This window comes from Algoriphagus antarcticus (assembly GCF_002150685.1).
Lineage (GTDB): Bacteria > Bacteroidota > Bacteroidia > Cytophagales > Cyclobacteriaceae > Algoriphagus > Algoriphagus antarcticus.
Window position 1 is genome coordinate 69940 of record NZ_MSSW01000009.1, and the last position, 16818, is coordinate 86757.

Below are 16818 nucleotides of genomic sequence, written 5' to 3' on the forward strand. Positions count from 1 at the left end.
ACACTTACTTTATCAATCTTCTCAGGTAACCTCCGTAGCCACTTTTTCCTAGTTTATCGGCAGCTTGTAGCAACTTTTCCTCATCTATAAAACCAGCTCTGTAGGCTATTTCTTCAATACACCCTATTTTCAATCCCTGCCGCTCTTCGATTACCTCCACAAACTGCGCTGCTTGCAAAAGTGATTGATGCGTACCAGTATCCAGCCATGCAGTGCCTCTGTTAAGTATTGCAACTTGCAATTCACCCAACTTCAAATATTCGTTATTGATGTCCGTGATTTCTAACTCGCCACGTGGACTTGGCTTGATTTTCTTAGCAATTTCAACCACTCTGTTATCGTAAAAGTAAAGTCCCGGCACAGCATAATTTGATTTTGGATTAGTGGGCTTTTCCTCTATACTAATTGCTTTCATATTTTCATCAAATTCCACCACACCGTATCGCTCAGGATCTTTTACATGATAGGCAAATACCACTCCGCCGTCAGTTTCCGTGTAGGCTTGTAGGGTCTTATGCAATCCCGATCCATAGAAAATATTATCTCCAAGAATAAGAGCAACCTTATCATTTCCGATAAATTTCTCACCAATAAGGAATGCTTGAGCCAGACCATCAGGACTCGGCTGCACGGCAAATTCAAAAGAACATCCAACCTGAGACCCATCGCCTAAAAGTCGCTGAAAAGCCTCGCTGTCTTCTGGTGTGGTAATGATCAAAACTTCAGTGATCCCTGCCATCATCAATACTGAAAGCGGATAATAGATCATCGGCTTATCATAAACTGGCATTAGCTGCTTACTTACGGAAATAGTCAAAGGATACAGACGCGTGCCGGCTCCACCGGCCAAAATAATTCCCTTCATATTGTTAAAGTCTAATAAGTTTAAATTCTATAACCTCTCAATTCGATGCCAAAAACAAATCCAAATTACAAAGTCTATCAAGTATTTCTCGATTACACAGATTGTTATAATTGACAAAAGCCGGCGTCAGAAAAATTGAAAATTAGAGTTAGATTAAGGGTTAAAGCTACAGAAAGAGCAAATATTAAAAAAATAAGATATGAAAACACTGTTTGCTTCATTGGGAACTCGTGGAGATATTGAGCCATTTTTGGCACAAGCTGAGATTTTTGCTGAATCAGGACATGCCGTCATCTGTCTTTTTCCTGAACAATTTAGAGAAACCGTGACCCAACTTGGGTACGAATTCATCGGTTTTGACGAAGGTTTTCTAGAGATGCTAGAAACTCAAAGTGGAAAAACCATCATGGGCGGAGGTGGAAATGCCTGGAATCAACTTAAAAACTATTTCAAGTTGGCAAAAAGCTCCATGAGCCTGCAGCACACGCTCATCACTCAACAGCGAGAGGCAATCAGTACCCACAATCCTGATCGAATTGTGTTTCATGCAAAGTGTCTATTCTATTATGTGGCAGCAATGGCAGACCCTGACCGCTTTACTTTTCTTACTCCTCTCCCCTGTCTTACACATCCTTCTCATGAATATGCTCATATCGGCTTAGGTAAATGGAAGCCCTTTAGTCCAAAGTGGAATCTCAAATCTTATGATTTGATAAATGGAGCGAGGCGCCTTGCAATGAAGAAATTCCTTGGAAAATATTATTCAGATTTCCCGTCTTTAAATATCAATTCAACTACTTTGAAGGAGTTTGAACTCGCCAGACTTCAAACTATTTACACCATTTCTCCATCCCTATTCCCGAGGCCTTCTATCTGGCCAGAATCAGCCAAGATCGTGGGATACTACTTTAGAAATCAACTCAAGGAATATCAACCTTCAAATGAGCTAAGTGAATGGTTAAAAAAGTACCCAAAGGCAATTTTGCTCACATTTGGCTCGATGAGCAACACTAAGCCCAAAGAATACTCTAAAACCATCATAAACCTGTTGCAAAAGCACCAAATACCAACAATCGTAAATACTTCCTGGGGAGGATTGGAGCGACTACAGGATAGTGAAGAGTCCATTTTCTATGTAAATCAAATTCCTTACGACTGGATTCTTCCCCAGCTTTATGGAATTATTCATCATGGTGGATCGGGCACTACTCATCAGGGTGCTGCTCATGGATGCGTGCAGATGATCGTTCCTCATATTATTGACCAGTACTTTTGGAATAGAATTATTGAAAAGCGGCAGATAGGGCCCTTGGGAATTAGTATACATAATTTGGATGCAGGCAAATTTGAGATAGCTTTGAAAGACTTTTGGACGAATCATGTTTACTCTGAAAATGCACTGAAGCTTTCCCTGCAAATAAAAAAAGAAGCTAAACGTGATACTGTTCTTAACCTTGTTTTGAATAAAAACTCTATCAATAAGTAAATGAATCGAAATAATCTTTTACTCCTGACTCTATTTAGCATTTCGCTTGTCAGTTGCCAATCGAATCCAGAAATCACTTTTGAATCCATCACTACCGAGGAATTCAGACCTTCCTATCACTTCACTCCCGCATCAGGCTGGATGAATGACCCGAATGGATTGGTATATTTGGATGGGGAATACCACCTCTTTTATCAGCATTATCCTGACAGTACGGTGTGGGGACCAATGCACTGGGGACATGCTGTTTCTACTGATTTGATAAACTGGGAGCCACTTCCGGTAGCACTTTATCCAGATAGTCTAGGTTATATTTTCTCAGGAAGTGCAGTTTTCGATGCTGACAACAGTTCTGGACTTGGCACTGCTGAAAATCCTCCTTTGGTTGCTATTTTCACCTACCACAACGCCGAAGAAGCAAATACATCCTCAGATACTTTCCAAAACCAAGCCATCGCATTCTCTCTCGACAAAGGCAGAACATGGGAGAAATATGAAGGAAATCCTGTGTTGCCCAATCCTGGAATTCGTGACTTCCGCGACCCAAAAGTATCCCAAATCACAAATCCCGACGGCACGAACTCTTGGATAATGACACTGGCAGTTCTAGATCAAATCAATTTTTATAGCTCAACGGATTTGAAGACTTGGAATTTGCTGAGTGAGTTTGGAAAAACAATTGGAGCACATGGCGGAGTATGGGAATGTCCTGACTTACTTCCGTTCAAAACGCCTTTGGGCAAAGACAAATGGGTATTGCTAGTCAGCATAAATCCTGGTGGACCACAAAATGGATCGGCAACTCAATATTTCATTGGCGACTTCGAAAATGGCCAGTTCACTCCGGATGATACCATGATCCGCTGGCTTGATTATGGGCCGGATAATTATGCCGGAGTAACATGGAGTAATCTGCCAACCGATCAAAACCGGACGCTTTTTATTGGCTGGATGAGTAACTGGCTCTACGCGAACAAAGTGCCGACAAAAGCCTGGAGATCAGCAACGACTGTTCCCAGAGAGTTGAGTTTGTTCGATGTGGATGGCACGCTACTATTGAAATCTGCTCCCGCAAAAGAACTCGAAAAGCTTAGGTCTGAAGAATATAAAATGAGCCAAGAATCTTCCGCATTGCCATCTGAAGCAGTGGAGCTGTATGCTGAAGTAGATTCTGACACTTTTTCAATTACATTCTCCAATGAGGTTGGCGAAAAGCTGGTGATCACAAAAGAGAATAGCTTGGTAAGTATAGATCGCCGAAATGCCGGAAAGAATGATTTTCAACGAGATTTTGCTGCGATCCACTCTGCACCTATGAGCTGGGAAGCAAAGGAAATTAGGATTTTTATGGATGCGTCCTCCATCGAGTTATTTGTAAATAATGGAGAGTTAGTGATGACATCCATCCTATTCCCGACTAGCCCTTGGAAAAGTGTAGAAATTTCTGAAAACCTCGATTCAGTAAAAATTTTCAACCTTAAAAAATAACTTGAACTAACCGCTTGTTTAATTGGAATTAATATTCATGCTTTGACCTGAAATTCGAAAATAAATGAACAAACAGCTTTCAGCCGTTATGATTTCCCTCAGCTTGGGTATCTGGCTAGTGGCTGTTTGTAATTTTTCAGGACAACCCAATTTCCAAGTTAAGCAGACTTCCATTTCTGTTTTATCCGATCTGTCTAGTCTTCCAGATTTGCAGTTTTTCGAATTGGGAAATCACCCAGAAGTACCCGGATTTAAAGTTGACTGGAGCCTTTCAGGAAAATTAAATTCAGAGATTGAAAGTTTTGGAAGCCTGTCTGAAATTGGATGTTTGACTAATTCATTTTTCAAGAAGTTAGTCACCCTTTTTGATGTCAAAATTACATTTTTACATTTTTTCTATCCATGGTAGAAGTGAATTGACTCAGCCCTGAGCTTAAGGTTCAGATTTTAATTCAATTCAACTTCAAAACCAATTTCCATCATGTTTGACATCGATCCGATGACACTTATTGTGTCTGCCCTTCTCATAGTGGCTTTTGCTAGCCCGCTAATATTTCAAAGATTCAAAAACAAAAACAAGTTAATCCTTCAGCAAGCCACATTTTCTGAGTTTGCCGAGATGAACAATGCAAGACCTACTCTACATGAGCAATGGAGAAACCACTATCATCTTGGGATAGACACTGAGTCCAAAAAAGTGGTTTATCATAGATTTGGAAGCTATCCTGAGCAAACAGTCATTGACCTAAATGAAGTGAAGAAGGTAAGTGTGCAGGAAAAAAGCCGAGTAGTTATAGTGGGCAAGGAAAAACGATTTATCATCGATTACCTAGCGCTGCAATTCCATTTCAAGGATGAGTCTCATTCACCAAAAACCTTAGAAACCTACGACGGGGATCTGTACAGTGATATGGCTGGAGAAAGAGGACTGACAGAAAGGTGGAAAGAAAAAATAGAGAATATTCTAAAATCCTAATTCTAAAATCCGGGGAAGGTACTGCCTTCCCCATACTTCTTTTACAATGAGTATAACTAATGAATCATGGGGATCGCGAGTTGGGCTGATTTTAGCTATGGCAGGAAATGCCGTAGGATTGGGCAACTTCCTGAGATTTCCCGTACAGGCAGTGCAAAATGGAGGAGGAGCATTTATATTCCCCTATCTGATCTGTTTTTTGCTAATGGGAATTCCACTTTTATTTATCGAGTGGTCCATTGGCAGATATGGAGGAAAATACGGAAATCACAGTACTCCATACATCCTCGATAGTATGTCTAAAAAACCGATTTGGAAGTATATAGGAGTTTTTGGGATTTTCACCAATATTGCAGTCGTCGCCTATTACACCTACATAGAATCCTGGACTTTCATCTATGTTTTTCATACCCTGGCTGGCACGTTCACTGGCTTGAGCCAGCAGGAGATCAGTACCTTCTTTTCTGATTATGTGAATTTCACCGGATCAGATTTTGGAATTCCACTTTTCCCTGTGCTGGTCTATATTCTTGTATTGGGAATCAATGTTTACATTCTTTCTCAGGGCCTTTCAGGAATAGAGAAAGTTGCAAAAATAGGAATGCCTTTGTTGATTCTTTTTGGGATTATTCTAGCGTTGAAAGGTTGGACGATGGGTTCAGAGAATGCAAGTGTAGAATTCCCTTTGGCCAATGCTTGGGATGGCATCAACTTCCTCTGGACTCCTCAATATGATTCTTTAGCCAATCCCAAAGTTTGGTTGGCAGCAGCCGGACAGATTTTCTTTACCCTCTCGGTGGGAATGGGAAGTATTCAATGCTACGCGTCTTATATCCGGGAAAACGAAGACATCGCTCTAAATTCCCTTGCAGCAGGTTTTACCAATGAATTTGTAGAAGTTCTTTTGGGAAGTGCGATTGTGATTCCTATAGCAGCCGGATTTCTCGGTTTGGACTGGGTGTTGGAAAATGCAGGTTTTGGAATGGCATTTCAAACTATGCCATACCTGTTCCAGCAATGGGGAATATTCTTTGGGAATTTTGCAGGTGTATGCTGGTTTGGTTTACTTTTCTTCGCTGGAATCACCTCTTCGCTGGCAATGGGAACTCCGTGGATGGGTTTTATGAAAGATGAGTTTGGCTGGAGCAAAAACAAAGGAGCAATTTCCTTCGGGATTATGGCTCTAATTATGGGCTTACCTACCGTTTTATTTTATCAATATGGATATTTTGATGAATACGATTATTGGGGCGGAACCGTAAGTTTGGTGGTTTTCGCTTTATTGGAAACGATCCTGTTTGCATGGGTATTCGGCATCAACAAAGGTTGGGAAGAACTCAATCGAGGAGCCGATATCAGAATTCCGAATGTGTACAAATGGATCATTCAATTTGTAACACCTGTATTGCTTTCACTGGTTTTTGTGGCGGCATTGATCACTCCGGAAGACAATGACTGGATTGCAGGTTTGAGTACACTTAGTTCTGGGAATGGCTGGGCTTTGGATCATAGTTCTCTGATCGCGAAGTTACTTCACAGTGAATTTTACGAACAATTGGCTGATCCAAGTTCGGATGCTTCCGTTATCAAGCAAAAGATTTTCTATTCAAATGCCGCCAGAATTCAATTGCTCGCACTTTTTGTGGCGATCATATGGATCGTATGGTATTCCACTAAAAAGAGGTTAAAAACTGCACTATGAACACATCCGCATTGGTATTGGTGATCTTTACACAGCTGAGTATTTTGGGTATTACGGCTTATTGCTTTTATCTGGTTTTGAAAAAACCTAAGGTTTAAGGAGAGTTTGAGGCTGAAAGTAGGAAGTTTTGGAGATTGACTAAAGTTGAATTGATTAAATGTGCAAGTGGTAACTGAATGTCATCGATAGAACGATGCACTGTGCAGGCCTGTCATGGTTATGATGCTGCGCTACGCTACATTCGCACATGTGCAGCGTAGCCGCGAAAAAGAGAAACGAAATCTGGGAGTCCAAGAATTAATAAAATTGATGCCCTCGGTATAGATTCGGGGTGAAAGTGAAATCAATGTAAATGAGGATGGAAAGGTTTGAGGTAGGATGTTTTCTTATTAAGGCAATAAATCTCACTAGCAACTTTTTACCTACGATTACAGACGTCTTGCATTCGAAGAAAATGGTCTAAAAAAGTAGTAATTTCTTTTTGTTAAGAAGGAAGCAAGCGATCCGTCCATTGTCTTGAAGAGAATGCCGCCCGAAAGGTATCAGATCTCAATCAGCTGATAGATTTTGAAGTGTAACCCAAATTATTTTTATCTGAAATAATGAATTTGCCTTGGCCTGAAATTGTTTGATTTTCGGTAAACTGTAATACTTTTCTACCACAAACATAAGCGCAACTTTCATGAAGAAAGAATACTCAACTAGTGAAGTCACCATCACTTGGGAACCTCATAAATTCATTCATTCCAAGAATTGTATTTCTGGTTTATCTTCAGTTTTTGATTTTGAAAAAAGGCCCTGTTTCAATGCTCAGGGAGCAAGTACTGAAACTATTGTCAAGCAAATAGACAATTGCCCAAGTGGTGCGCTGGGATATTATTTTGCAGAGAAGAAAGAAAAAAGTACTGGTGATGTGGAATCAGAAAAATCCATTGAAGTAATTCCTAACGGACCACTGATGGTCTATGGACACCTCCAAGTCAAACTCCCAATGGTCAAATCAAAACCAAAGTAAAGTTTCGGCCTTCTGCAGATGTGGAGCCAGCTTAAACAAACCCTTTTGAGATGGTTCTCATAAGAAAATTGGTTCTACCACGAATGTTGTGAAAACTTTGTATCCTAAGAGAATGAAAGTTTTAAGATTTCCAAAAACAGGCAACTGAATGGTCAAAATCAGATATAAAGCAGCCTGTAAAAAGAATAAACCACAAAGAATCAAAAGAAAACAAAAAGCGGGCTTTTGTTTTCTTTGTTACTTTGTGGTAAATAAATACGGATTTACTACACCATTTTAGAATTACTTCCATATTTCGAATCGGGTTATTTTAACAATTATTTTATTGATCTTAAAAATTTCCCCTTTCACAAAATTCAGGGTAGAACCAGAAAATTAATTTCCAAGGCTAAAGCCTAGATTCATGCGTAAAGTACTCGTCCTTTTTGCCCACCCAAAATTTGAACATTCTGAGGCAAATAAAGTGCTGATTCAAGCTATTACTGGATTGGAGAATGTTGTGATCAGGGATTTATATGAGCTTTATCCCGATTTTAATATCTCAATTCAGGCAGAACAGGAAGCACTTTTTGAAGCAGAAATAGTTGTCTGGCATCATCCTATTTACTGGTACTCCTGTCCTCCGCTCATGAAGCAATGGATAGACTTGGTATTGGAATTTGGTTGGGCATATGGGCCTGGTGGAATTTATCTCAAAGGAAAATACCTGGTCAATGCGATTACCACCGGCGGATCTCAGGAGGCATATCAGCATGATGGTAGAAATAACTACAGAATTGAAGACTTTCTGAGGCCATTTGAGCAAACAGCCAGGCTATGTAACATGACGTATTTGCCTTCATTTCATGTGGCAGGTACGCACAAAATCACTACTTCTGAACTTCAAAAGAAAGCAAATTCTTATAAAGAATTACTCCTTGGACTTCGGGATGAATTGGATCTTAGTATTTACCAAAATCCCTAAAATTTGAGCTTATGAATGGATTTTTAGTAAATGCCATCTTATATATCTTAGCTGCAATTATCTGCGTTCCCGTAGCCAAAAAGCTTGGAATGGGTTCTGTACTGGGTTATTTGATTGCGGGGATTCTTATTGGCCCATATCTGCTGGGCTTCATTACAAACGAAGGACAAGGCCAGGATATCATGCACGCCACAGAGTTTGGAGTAGTGATGATGCTCTTTCTTATCGGCTTGGAATTAGAGCCGAGAAATCTCTGGAAAATGCGTCGATTGATTCTCCAAGTCGGGTTGAGTCAAGTCGTGGTTACTGCCGCATTGATTTTTGGATTTGGTTTGCTCCTCGATGTTCAATGGCAAATATCCTTAGCAATAGGCCTTTCTATGGCACTATCTTCTACTGCTATAGTTCTTCAATCGCTCAAGGAAAAGAATCAAATGAACAGTCCGAGTGGGAGACTTTCATTTGGGGTATTGCTAATGCAGGACATTGCGGTCATTCCTATTCTAGCTCTTTTACCATTGCTGATTACCGGTGATCCTGCCCCATCTGCTGACACCGCGGGAATGAATGGGTTGATTGATAGTTTACCAGGCTGGGCACAAACCTTATCTATTTTCGGAGCTATCGGCATTGTCGTTCTTCTCGGACAGTTTGGGTTTGGCCCGCTTCTGAACTGGGTAGCAAAAAGTAGGTTGCGGGAATTGTTTACTGCGTCAGCTCTACTGATCGTAGTTGGAATATCCTTCTTGATGGAATTAGTAGGTTTGAGCCCTGCTTTGGGAGCTTTTCTGGCTGGCGTCATTCTCGCAAATTCCCCCTACAGACATGCATTGGAATCGGATTTGGAGCCGTTCAAGGGATTGCTTCTCGGGCTTTTCTTTATGGCTGTAGGATCTACGATCAACTTCAGTTTGATCTTCAATAACGCTTCGACTGTCATTTCACTAACTCTGGGGATTATAGTTTTAAAGACCGTTATCCTTCTGGTGATAGGCAAATCCAAGAATTTAGGAATTACAAGTAATCTTAGCTTTGCGATAGGGCTCTGCCAAGTAGGGGAATTCTCTTTTGTCACCTATGCTTTTGCGTTACAGCTTGGCATTTTCGACCAATCTATCTCGGACACGCTCATGGCTGTTACCGCTTTGAGCATGACCATCACTCCTATCCTTACGGTTCTACTTGATAAAGTAATCAATCCGGCCATTAACAAAACTCATAAAACCATTGAACCAGAAATGGACAGCATCGATGAGCACAATAAGGTGATTCTCGTTGGCTTTGGTCATTTCGGATCTACGCTAGGACGTTTTCTAAGAGCAAATGGCGTAGAAGCTACTATTTTGGATGCTGATCCTGAGCGGGTAGAATATCTGAGAAAAATGGGATTCAAAGTGTATTTTGGAGATGGGACACGAGGAGAATTACTACATTCTGCTGGAGCTGCTGAAGCATCAATACTAATTTCTGCCATCGACAATACAGAATACAGTCTCAAGCTAGTGAAGCTTTGTAAAGAGGAATTTCCGCATTTGGAAGTGATGATTCGTGCAAAGAATAGATTCGATGCCTTTGAACTCATGGAAATGGGTGTGAAGAATATTTACAGAGAACATCTGGATACCTCTATTCGCATGGGAGAAGATGTTCTGAAAAAGCTAGGATTCAGAGCTCACACGGTAAATCGATTGGCAAAGCAATTTCGGGATTACGATGAAAGTGCACTAAAAGTATTGGTGAATTTCAAAGACAATCAAGACGAATACATATCCAAAAGCCGCCAGCAAATAGAAATGCAGGAAAGTCTATTATCTGGCGAATTAATGAGGAAGTTTTCTGTAAATGATCATACTTGGGACAGCGACGCTATTAAAGAAGCGGTAAATAAGGATGGAAATACCTGAGAAATTGCACAAAGCATTAGTACGATACTTTTTACTAAATCCATCAGACGGACTTGGTTCGTAAATGCTAAGTAATTGATTCATCTAGCTACCAGTCAAATTATTAGATAGAAAAATTAACAACCCTATTTAATGTTAAGTTTCTAGTTCACAGTAGCGAATCTACAACCATTCACGTTATTTCAATTATTGGAAACTATGTAACCCATTTCGCGTTGTGAAGGACGGTCAGTTTGAAAATTAGCATTTCCAATGATTCTTAACTCTATTAAATAGCAACTATGAACCAACATTTTACTCTATTGAAAAAAGCCATCGAGGTATTTCACTCTTATGGCATCACACTGATAGGTCAGCATAAGAATGCTGACTTCATCCAGCAATTGCAGATGGATCCCATTTTTATCAATGGCCTGATTTTCGAGCTAGAATACCAACTTCAGGTCATTTTTCAGGAAGAAAAACTAGGATCTGTGCATACGCCAAAGGATTTGATAGCTCTCCTTTTCAATATCCCTCAGGAAAATTGATATAAGAACTTAATCAACTAAAAAAGGCCGTTTTGATTTCAAAACGGCCTTTTTTAGTTGATACTATTTTGGTCAAGTGCTTTTAAAATTGTACTATAAGTTTGTTCGGTTGATTGCACGGTTCGAGATACAAGCACGGTAGATCTTAATCTCGACTTAGGTCGTGAATAGAATTCGCATTAGAGCATGCAGGGACGCGGAGCAACTTGAGCTTACGTCGATTTATGCGGGAATACATATAATACTATCATTAAAATGGAAAAGAAAAAACTCACTGGCACCATCCGAAAAAACATACAAATCGATAGCGAAGTCACAATTGTGCAAAAGCACCACCAACGAACTGGCGAACTCACCGAAGGTTTTGTGAAGAAAATTCTCACCTCCTCACCTACACATCACCATGGTATAAAAGTGATGTTGGAAACTGGCGAGGTGGGTCGAGTCGTTGATGTAATTGTAGAGTAACATGAGTGGTAAAAACGTGGTAGTTAATATGACAAAAATCACTTTGTAATAAGAGATTGATTGGTTATTCTCATCAGAATAGCGGATATTTTTGTCCTTTAATAATAAAAACAACAGGCAAAATAGTTACACAAGCTTTCAGAAAGATTTACAAGAATGAGAACTAATCCTCCTTTCTTTCAAGAAGACAAATGTAATTTTTAATTAATGACCATTTTAAATGATTGATTATGAAATATCGATTAGAAAGTAGGTTAATAATGATCCTAATGCTAGGTTCAATTATTTCTCTAGCAGGATGTAATGGGAATAGCCATGAAAATGGTGAAAGCTCCATGGACATCGAAGTAAACGGTAAGATCAATGCTCAACTTACCAGTCCTCCATTTGTTCCAGATCCTATAGGTAGCCGTCCTGCTAAACAAGTAATTGTGGACATGGAAATACTAGAGCAAGAAGGTCAAATGGCAAATGGAGTCAGTTACATCTATTGGACATTTGGAGGATCTGTTCCCGGAAGTTTTATCCGAACAAGAGTGGGCGATGAGGTGGAGTTTACGCTTAAAAACCACCCAGACAACAAACTACCCCACAATATTGACCTTCACGCTGTGACAGGACCAGGAGGTGGAGCTTCTTCATCTTTTGTAGCTCCAGGTCATGAGATCACTTTCTCTTTCAAAACTCTAAATCCAGGACTCTATGTCTATCACTGTGCTACCGCACCAGTAGGGATGCACATTGCAAATGGAATGTATGGGTTGATTTTGGTAGAACCAGCTGGTGGATATCCTAAAGTAGATAAGGAATACTATATCATGCAGGGTGACTTCTATACCAAAGGCAATAATGGAGAACCAGGTCTTCAACCTTTTGATATGCAAAAAGCAATCGATGAACATGCCGATTATGTGGTTTTCAACGGTGCCACAGATGCGCTAACAGGTGACAATGCAATCACAGCAGAAGTTGGAGAAACTATACGACTGTTTGTGGGAAATGGTGGACCCAATTTAACTTCTTCATTCCACGTGATTGGAGAGATATTCGACAAAGTGTATGTGGAAGGCGGAAAATTGATCAATCATGATGTACAAACGACTCTTATTCCTGCGGGAGGAGCTGCAATTGTAGAGTTTAAAGTAGAAGCCCCTGGCACATTTGTATTGGTTGATCACGCAATTTTCAGAGCATTCAACAAAGGTGCACTTGGCATGCTAAAAGTAACAGGTGAGGATAATCCCTCCGTATATTCAGGCACTATCCAAGAAGGAATTTACCAGCCGGAAGGCGGCATAATCCAAACTATGCCTGGCAACAAAGGCGCTCCTGAAGCCCCTATAGCACAGTCTGTGTCTGAAAGAATTGAGATGGGAAAGCAGATTTATGCTAGAACTTGCCTGGCCTGCCACCAAGAAGAAGGTCAAGGTATTCCAAACGCCTTTCCTCCCTTAGCCAAAGCTGACTATCTCAATGATGATGTAGAGCGCGCTATTGCCATAGTGCTTCACGGAAAAACTGGCGAAATAACAGTTAATGGCAAAAATTACAACTCAGTAATGACTGCCCAATCACTTACTGATGAACAAGTGGCAAATGTATTGACCTACGTTTACAGTAGCTGGGGAAATAGCGGTGTTGAAGTAACACCTACAATGGTAACTAAAGTGAAAAGTTCGCATTAAATGAAATGGTTAAATTAAAGTATATCATCGCTTTCTTGGGTTTGTTCAGCTTATCCCTCACAGGAATTTGCCAAACACCGACAGCCATGAAACCAATTAAAGGGGGGACAATGCTCCCCCTTTATGGTTTGGATTCGAGTAAGGTATGGGTAGATGATTTCTTGCTGGATGAATATCCTGTCACAAATCAGCAGTACCTTGACTTTGTCAAAAATTATCCAGAATGGCAGAAATTCAATGTGAAGTCAATCTTCGCCGACGGAAATTACCTATATAATTGGCGGGGAAATCGTCAGTTAGGCGAAAACATGAATCCCAATTCCCCTATCACCAATGTGTCTTGGTTCGCGGCAAAAGCCTTTTGCGCTTGCCAGGACAAACGCTTGCCTTCTGTAGATGAATGGGAACTGGCCGCCAAAGCAAATGAGACCAAGCCGAATGCTGAAAATGATAGCTTGTTCAACCAGCGAATAATAGAATCCTACGAGACACCAAACACCTATTCCAAGACAGTCGGGAGTACCTATCAAAACTACTGGGGAGTCTATGATATGCATGGACTAGTCTGGGAATGGACTAGCGATTTCAACAGTGTATTAATATCTGGAGAATCACGTCAAGACGGTGATGCGGATAGAAACCTTTTTTGTGCGGGTGCTGCTATCAGCGCGAGCAATCTCCGTGACTATGCTGCTTTTATGCGCTATGCCTTCAGAGGGAGTATTAAAGCCGATTACAATATTAAAAACCTAGGTTTTAGGTGCGCAAGAACAAACTAATATCATGAAAATCAAGTATCTCACCCAGCTGCTCAGTTTAGTTCTTTTGGTAAATCTATTTGCCTGTCAAAAGCAAAATGACTCTTCAGAACAGTACATCTGTCCTATGAAATGCGAAGATCATAAGACCTATGATCATCCCGGAATTTGCCCTGTGTGCAAGATGGATTTGGTGAAAGTAAGCTCAATAAAAGAAGCGGTTTTGGATGAAGATGGCATCTCTGACAAGTCAATTTTTAATCTTACATCTGAATGGAAAACTCAGAACAATGAGACAATTCATCTGAATGATCTCAAAGGAAAAGTGATGGTAGTAGTGATGATCTATACTTCATGCGAAGCTGCTTGCCCTAGACTAGTTGCAGACATGCGAAATATCTACGCCAAAGTAGATAATCCAGCTGTTGACTATCTATTGGTAAGTATAGATCCTGAGAAAGATACTCCTGAAAAATTGAAAGCTTATGCAAAAGAGGAACACTTGGACGGTGACCAATGGATCTTGCTACAAGGAGGTCTGGACGATGTGAGAGAATTCTCAAATGTACTCTCCATGAAATACAAGAAAATTTCTCCTATCGACTTTTCGCATACCAATATCATTTCTGTGTTTGACAAAAATGGCGTGTTACACTATCAGCAAGAAGGTCTGGGTATGAGTAATGATAAACTTGTAGAGGAAGTGAAAAACCTTAACAAATGAACCTTTTAAGAATCACTAGGTCTAAGTTTCTTTTTTAAACCATTTAAGAAATTTCTTAGAATTTGATCCTTGCACGGGCGGAATTGAGCCTGACTTGGTTTTCTGAAAAATGCACTCAACTCATGCGGACTGATGTGCATTCCCACAGAAGATAATATTTCCAAGACATCATCTTCTTTCAAATTCAAGGCGATTCTCAGCTTTCTGAAAATAATATTATTGTTCAGGGTCTTTTCAGGTTTGGGCTCCTCCCCTTCTTTTTTTCCTCTTTTTTCGATAATAAAACCATTTAAAAAAGCCGCGAGATCTTTATCGATAATGACTTGAAAAAATGGCTCCTCCTCATTTTTTAAAAAATTTGCAACTTCCTCACGCTTGAGATCCAATCCTCCTGCTTTAAAGATGCTGACCATTTCAGGGTCTTTGAAATTAAAAATATAGCGGATAGTCCGCAAAATGTCTGAATTATTCATGAATGTAAGATGGCCTGTTTGATCACAAAGGTAAGGATGAAAAGGGAATTGCTGGCTGAAATTGAATATTGAAAAATTATTCAGAAAATCATCAATCTGAAATAAAAACAAGAAAAGATAAACTTATTGTAGAGTTGTTTGTTGAGAGGGTGTAAAAAAACAACCATTTCAACATGAAAAAATTAAGATTATTATCATTTGTAGCAGCTGCATCGGTAGCTACATTTGCATTAAGTTGTGACAGCAAATCTACCAGTGAATCAGAAGAGACTGTGACTGAAGTAGTAGAAGAGGCTCCAGCGATGGAAGCACCAAATACTGTCGTAGACATTGCAATCGGATCTCCTGATCACACTACATTAGTGGCGGCGGTTCAGGCAGCCGACCTAGTAGAAACTTTGAAAGGTGAAGGTCCATTTACTGTGTTTGCTCCAACAAATGCCGCATTTGATGCACTTCCTGCCGGTACAGTAGATGGATTGCTAAAGCCTGAAGCAAAAGCAGACTTAACTTCAATCTTGACCTATCACGTCGTAGCAGGTAATGTAATGTCCAGTGATCTTTCGGATGGCCAAATGGTAACTACATTGAACGGAAAACAATTGAAAGTTACTATTAAGGATGGAAAAGTAATGATTGGTGATGCTACTGTTGTAGCAGCTGACCTTGCTGGTTCAAACGGCGTAGTTCACGTGATTGACAAGGTTTTATTACCATAATTATATTTCAATCAAAACAAAAAAAGACCGCCGAGGCGGTCTTTTTTTGTTTCTAGCAATTTTGTCCTCACTTACAAATTATCCACAAGATCAATTGGTTTAAATCACCAGTCTTGGACTTAAACCAATTCATTCTCCAGATTGCCGTTCATTATCAAAATTGTCAACTAACCAAATCCTAGATAATACTATCCTCGAATTTTTGCTTTCACTCCCATTTAGAAATATAAATTCAAGATTGTTTATTCCGAAATTTCCTCAACCACCGTACGCGGAGGTTTACTCAGAGTGAGCACTTATTATCCAAAATACTAAACGGAGGCACTATTCTACCTCAGATAGAAAGCAAACAGCCGAGAAATTACTTTCTCGGCTCTATTATTTTTCATTTTATCTTATTCTAGCGAACCTTCCTCAGCAAAACTGATCATCCAATTAATCCCAAACCGATCAGTAAGCATCCCGAAATAGTCACCCCAAAAAGTCTTTTCCATAGTCATCGTCACCTTACCATCAGCAGAAAGTTTCTCAAAGAAAGTATCAGCTTTTTCCTTGGAATCGGTGTTTATAGATATAGAGAAATTATTTCCAATAGTAAGTGGCACTCCATGCCCGCCAGTATCACTTCCCATCAGCATGCATTCCTTGCTGATCGGCAACCTAATATGCATAATTTGATTTCCAAACTCATCAGCTACAGGATAGTCGGGGTTAGCGGGCATATCGGAAAACCTGCCCACATGAGAAAACTGGCCTCCAAAAACTGAGCGATAAAAATTGAAGGCATTTTCACAATTCCCTTCAAAATTCAGGTAAGTGTTTATAGTTGTCATAGTGTTTTGGGTTTGCTATGGATTAGTATTCAATCGCATACTTTACGGTAAAAAATTAAATTTACTTTAGTTAGGTTTAATCTACAAGCATAAATTATGTGGTATTTATTTTAAGATCAATTCGATATTTAGCTTGGCTCTTTTTTAAAAGACGCAATAATAAGTTGTAGGAACATTGTTTAGATGTCTACTATAACTTATTTTTCGAAAAATTCCTGAAAATGTTTA

17 protein-coding genes are annotated in these 16818 nt (G+C 39.8%); 14 read left to right on the forward strand and 3 right to left on the reverse strand.

Translation table 11 applies throughout. From position 1 onward, the window contains the following. Positions 1 to 4: 4 nt before the first annotated feature. Entirely contained in the window at positions 5 to 865 is an 861-nt protein-coding gene (gene rfbA / locus BVH04_RS05535; RefSeq protein WP_086540339.1) for a glucose-1-phosphate thymidylyltransferase RfbA, read from the reverse strand. A 199-nt stretch (positions 866 to 1064) separates the two neighbouring features. On the opposite strand from rfbA, the gene BVH04_RS05540 reads away from it, so the two are divergent. From BVH04_RS05540 to BVH04_RS05600, 13 genes are all read left to right on the forward strand, one after another. After that, complete coding sequence (locus BVH04_RS05540; RefSeq protein ID WP_086540340.1) at positions 1065 to 2351, forward strand: glycosyltransferase; 1287 nt, start codon at positions 1065 to 1067, stop codon at positions 2349 to 2351. Beyond that, positions 2352 to 3839, forward strand: coding sequence for a glycoside hydrolase family 32 protein (locus BVH04_RS05545; protein WP_086540341.1), 1488 nt, complete (start codon positions 2352 to 2354; stop codon positions 3837 to 3839). Between the two features lie 64 nt (positions 3840 to 3903). After that, positions 3904 to 4248: a hypothetical protein gene (locus BVH04_RS05550; RefSeq protein WP_086540342.1), complete on the forward strand. Its 345-nt coding sequence runs from the start codon at positions 3904 to 3906 to the stop codon at positions 4246 to 4248. A 72-nt stretch (positions 4249 to 4320) separates the two neighbouring features. After that, the gene (locus BVH04_RS05555) at positions 4321 to 4815 is read left to right on the forward strand and encodes a hypothetical protein (RefSeq protein WP_086540343.1); all 495 of its coding nucleotides are present in this window, start codon (positions 4321 to 4323) and stop codon (positions 4813 to 4815) included. A 46-nt stretch (positions 4816 to 4861) separates the two neighbouring features. Beyond that, positions 4862 to 6517, forward strand: coding sequence for a sodium-dependent transporter (locus BVH04_RS05560; protein ID WP_086540344.1), 1656 nt, complete (start codon positions 4862 to 4864; stop codon positions 6515 to 6517). Between the two features lie 682 nt (positions 6518 to 7199). Continuing rightward, entirely contained in the window at positions 7200 to 7532 is a 333-nt protein-coding gene (locus BVH04_RS05565; protein ID WP_240510839.1) for a (4Fe-4S)-binding protein, read from the forward strand. Between the two features lie 403 nt (positions 7533 to 7935). Beyond that, positions 7936 to 8496, forward strand: coding sequence for a glutathione-regulated potassium-efflux system oxidoreductase KefF (gene kefF / locus BVH04_RS05570; RefSeq protein ID WP_086540345.1), 561 nt, complete (start codon positions 7936 to 7938; stop codon positions 8494 to 8496). 11 nt (positions 8497 to 8507) lie between these two features. Continuing rightward, positions 8508 to 10400: a monovalent cation:proton antiporter-2 (CPA2) family protein gene (locus tag BVH04_RS05575; protein ID WP_086540346.1), complete on the forward strand. Its 1893-nt coding sequence runs from the start codon at positions 8508 to 8510 to the stop codon at positions 10398 to 10400. A gap of 281 nt (positions 10401 to 10681) precedes the next feature. Then, a complete protein-coding gene (locus BVH04_RS05580) occupies positions 10682 to 10930 on the forward strand; it encodes an acyl carrier protein (RefSeq protein WP_086540347.1) in 249 nt (82 codons plus the stop codon). A 255-nt stretch (positions 10931 to 11185) separates the two neighbouring features. Further along, on the forward strand, positions 11186 to 11398 hold the full coding sequence (locus BVH04_RS05585) for a YwbE family protein (protein ID WP_086540348.1): 213 nt from the start codon (positions 11186 to 11188) through the stop codon (positions 11396 to 11398). A 230-nt stretch (positions 11399 to 11628) separates the two neighbouring features. After that, positions 11629 to 13083 carry a copper-containing nitrite reductase gene (nirK, locus tag BVH04_RS05590; RefSeq protein WP_086540349.1) on the forward strand — a complete coding sequence of 485 codons (1455 nt, stop codon included), beginning with the start codon at positions 11629 to 11631 and terminating at the stop codon, positions 13081 to 13083. Positions 13084 to 13169: 86 nt separating this feature from the next. Then, entirely contained in the window at positions 13170 to 13862 is a 693-nt protein-coding gene (locus BVH04_RS05595) for a formylglycine-generating enzyme family protein (protein WP_205635794.1), read from the forward strand. 4 nt (positions 13863 to 13866) lie between these two features. After that, positions 13867 to 14565, forward strand: a complete 699-nt coding sequence (locus tag BVH04_RS05600) for an SCO family protein (RefSeq protein WP_205635795.1) — start codon at positions 13867 to 13869, stop codon at positions 14563 to 14565. A 5-nt stretch (positions 14566 to 14570) separates the two neighbouring features. Here the strand turns inward: BVH04_RS05600 and BVH04_RS05605 are convergent, their stop codons facing one another. Further along, on the reverse strand, positions 14571 to 15038 hold the full coding sequence (locus BVH04_RS05605; protein WP_086540469.1) for a YehS family protein: 468 nt from the start codon (positions 15036 to 15038) through the stop codon (positions 14571 to 14573). A gap of 173 nt (positions 15039 to 15211) precedes the next feature. On the opposite strand from BVH04_RS05605, the gene BVH04_RS05610 reads away from it, so the two are divergent. Then, complete coding sequence (locus tag BVH04_RS05610) at positions 15212 to 15757, forward strand: fasciclin domain-containing protein (protein ID WP_086540351.1); 546 nt, start codon at positions 15212 to 15214, stop codon at positions 15755 to 15757. A gap of 395 nt (positions 15758 to 16152) precedes the next feature. Here BVH04_RS05610 and BVH04_RS05615 read toward each other — a convergent pair whose 3' ends face one another. Further along, entirely contained in the window at positions 16153 to 16590 is a 438-nt protein-coding gene (locus BVH04_RS05615; RefSeq protein ID WP_086540352.1) for a VOC family protein, read from the reverse strand. Positions 16591 to 16818 lie beyond the last annotated feature (228 nt).

Excerpts from the sequence above, each read along its gene's own strand:
- nirK (WP_086540349.1), top strand. The coding sequence starts at position 11,629 with ATGAAATATCGATTAGAAAGTAGGTTAATAATGATCCTAATGCTAGGT.
- BVH04_RS05580 (WP_086540347.1), top strand. The coding sequence starts at position 10,682 with ATGAACCAACATTTTACTCTATTGAAAAAAGCCATCGAGGTATTTCAC.
- BVH04_RS05565 (WP_240510839.1), top strand. The coding sequence starts at position 7,200 with ATGAAGAAAGAATACTCAACTAGTGAAGTCACCATCACTTGGGAACCT.
- rfbA (WP_086540339.1), bottom strand. The coding sequence starts at position 865 with ATGAAGGGAATTATTTTGGCCGGTGGAGCCGGCACGCGTCTGTATCCT.
- BVH04_RS05615 (WP_086540352.1), bottom strand. The coding sequence starts at position 16,590 with ATGACAACTATAAACACTTACCTGAATTTTGAAGGGAATTGTGAAAAT.
- BVH04_RS05600 (WP_205635795.1), top strand. The coding sequence starts at position 13,867 with ATGAAAATCAAGTATCTCACCCAGCTGCTCAGTTTAGTTCTTTTGGTA.
- kefF (WP_086540345.1), top strand. The coding sequence starts at position 7,936 with ATGCGTAAAGTACTCGTCCTTTTTGCCCACCCAAAATTTGAACATTCT.
- BVH04_RS05585 (WP_086540348.1), top strand. The coding sequence starts at position 11,186 with ATGGAAAAGAAAAAACTCACTGGCACCATCCGAAAAAACATACAAATC.
- BVH04_RS05555 (WP_086540343.1), top strand. The coding sequence starts at position 4,321 with ATGTTTGACATCGATCCGATGACACTTATTGTGTCTGCCCTTCTCATA.
- BVH04_RS05605 (WP_086540469.1), bottom strand. The coding sequence starts at position 15,038 with ATGAATAATTCAGACATTTTGCGGACTATCCGCTATATTTTTAATTTC.
- BVH04_RS05540 (WP_086540340.1), top strand. The coding sequence starts at position 1,065 with ATGAAAACACTGTTTGCTTCATTGGGAACTCGTGGAGATATTGAGCCA.
- BVH04_RS05550 (WP_086540342.1), top strand. The coding sequence starts at position 3,904 with ATGAACAAACAGCTTTCAGCCGTTATGATTTCCCTCAGCTTGGGTATC.
- BVH04_RS05595 (WP_205635794.1), top strand. The coding sequence starts at position 13,170 with ATGAAACCAATTAAAGGGGGGACAATGCTCCCCCTTTATGGTTTGGAT.
- BVH04_RS05575 (WP_086540346.1), top strand. The coding sequence starts at position 8,508 with ATGAATGGATTTTTAGTAAATGCCATCTTATATATCTTAGCTGCAATT.
- BVH04_RS05610 (WP_086540351.1), top strand. The coding sequence starts at position 15,212 with ATGAAAAAATTAAGATTATTATCATTTGTAGCAGCTGCATCGGTAGCT.
- BVH04_RS05560 (WP_086540344.1), top strand. The coding sequence starts at position 4,862 with ATGAGTATAACTAATGAATCATGGGGATCGCGAGTTGGGCTGATTTTA.
- BVH04_RS05545 (WP_086540341.1), top strand. The coding sequence starts at position 2,352 with ATGAATCGAAATAATCTTTTACTCCTGACTCTATTTAGCATTTCGCTT.